At 51.2% G+C, this 1,684-nt stretch carries 2 protein-coding genes and 1 pseudogene; all 3 read right to left on the bottom strand.

Features of this window, described 5'->3' with window-relative positions; translation table 11 throughout:
* A partial coding sequence (locus EAE91_RS23370) for a TIGR03756 family integrating conjugative element protein (protein WP_422615670.1) occupies positions 1–610 on the bottom strand: 610 nt, incomplete at its 3' end.
* A gap of 53 nt (positions 611–663) precedes the next feature.
* Positions 664–1,074 carry a TIGR03757 family integrating conjugative element protein gene (locus EAE91_RS23365; protein WP_214090524.1) on the bottom strand — a complete coding sequence of 137 codons (411 nt, stop codon included), beginning with the start codon at positions 1,072–1,074 and terminating at the stop codon, positions 664–666.
* Positions 1,071–1,684 (bottom strand): annotated as a pseudogene (locus tag EAE91_RS23360) (conjugative transfer ATPase); the annotation flags it as partial. The pseudogene EAE91_RS23360 and the gene EAE91_RS23365, both read right to left, overlap by 4 nt.

The following is a 1,684-nucleotide window of genomic DNA, read 5'->3' as shown; positions in this document are numbered from 1 at the left end:
ACCCGCTTCGCGGATAAATATTGCCCCACATATTGCCCCGAAACGAATCACCCAGCTCACGTTTACCAGGAATAAGCGCTTCGGGATAAAACGACTCTGGCACACCGGTCCGCCAAACCAGGCTGTCTAGAGTACTCAAAAAGTAAGGCATAAAAGGCGTGGCGGCACTTTTACACGCATACCCCGAAATTTTCCCGCCCATCATGGCAGTTGCCGGATGCCTAATCGCATCGGCATATTTAAAATGCAGATTGTTTTTTCGGTTGCCTGGGATTTTCAGCTGATTGTTACCGCCACCCATGACTATCCTGGAAAGTGCACCGGTGACCATATTTTCCACCCCACCGGCTGCCTGGCTGACCTGCGACATTTCTCTCCAGGGATTACCGCCAGGCGCGTTATAGACGGAGACCACGGCCTGAGGAATAAAATGCGCAACTTTTATCGAGGTCCGCACTTTGCACCCCCAGGGAGAACACAGCAGCCAGTAACAAATACCTTTTATCCGCCAACTGATGCACGATACCGACGCGGCACTGGCCACAATCTGGGCCGTATTCACACTGGCAACGGCCACGGGCACCAGAACAACCGTTAGTATCAGAGCCATACCGAACTTTTTCAGCCGGGAATACCATGTTAATGACGATAAATCCGAAGATTTCATGGCTGCTTTTCCTGCTGATAGGTATCCCAAAGTAACCGGGCCTGTCTGACGTCTGTCGTACCGTACACAACATAATCATCATCAAAAACCACTGCCGGGAACTTCTTAAGGCCCAACGTCCAGGCATTCAGTAACCCCTGATAAGCCTGACCGATATGTCGCTCCTGTTGATGCCACGATGGAGACTGCAAAATCTGACGGGCCTGCTTGACTGCCTGTTGAGGATCAGCAGACAGCTTACTGAATAACTGTGATTGCAACTGCTCTGGCTTATCTAGGTACACAACTTGGACGTTTTGATCAGCATTGAGCGGTGGATGGCTTGTGTCGGTATATATCACTGTGCTGGCAAACACGGATACCGGCATTAACAACAGCAAAAGCGTCCAAAATACCCTGATATTCATAGCCTCCACTCCTGCATGGCTAAGAGATCCTCATCACGCACATTTGCCGCTTCCCCGGATATCAGACCACGGGCACGGTCCAGCCTGCGCGCCACAACAAAAGCGGCATCCAATTCGCTGCAATGAAGCGCTTTCATAATCGCCCTGCGTTCTGCCTTTTCCTCTTTCTCCGTCATACCCAGCGCCAGATAGACACTGGGCGGCACCACCCGAAACAACGCCTCCACTTTTTTCGACAACACCACGCCTTCGGTGTAACAGCCCGGGAGTTTGCTGGCTGACAGCAACACCGATTTTTGTTCTTCAGACAGCTTTTTAAAACGCACTATCTGTTCGACTTCATCCGGCGGCATTGTCAGACACAACCACCACTCCGCCATATTCAGCATTTTCTCCGCACTATCCGGATAGTCCGCCAAATTCTGAGTAGCCAGCCACAACCAGGTGCCCAGTTTTCGCCACATCTTGACCACTTTGGTCATGTAGGGCGACAACAGCGGATTAGTGGTCAGTATATGCGCCTCATCCACCACAAAATTAATTTCCCGGTCCTCAAACTGGTCACGCTCCGCCATATTGTTGATGGTATTGACCAGAGACACCATCGCCA

It is taken from the genome of Photorhabdus noenieputensis (assembly GCF_018448935.1).
GTDB classification, from domain to species: domain Bacteria; phylum Pseudomonadota; class Gammaproteobacteria; order Enterobacterales; family Enterobacteriaceae; genus Photorhabdus; species Photorhabdus noenieputensis.
The sequence above is the reverse complement of the archived record's forward strand: the minus strand, read 5'-3'. Positions and strand labels throughout refer to the sequence as shown.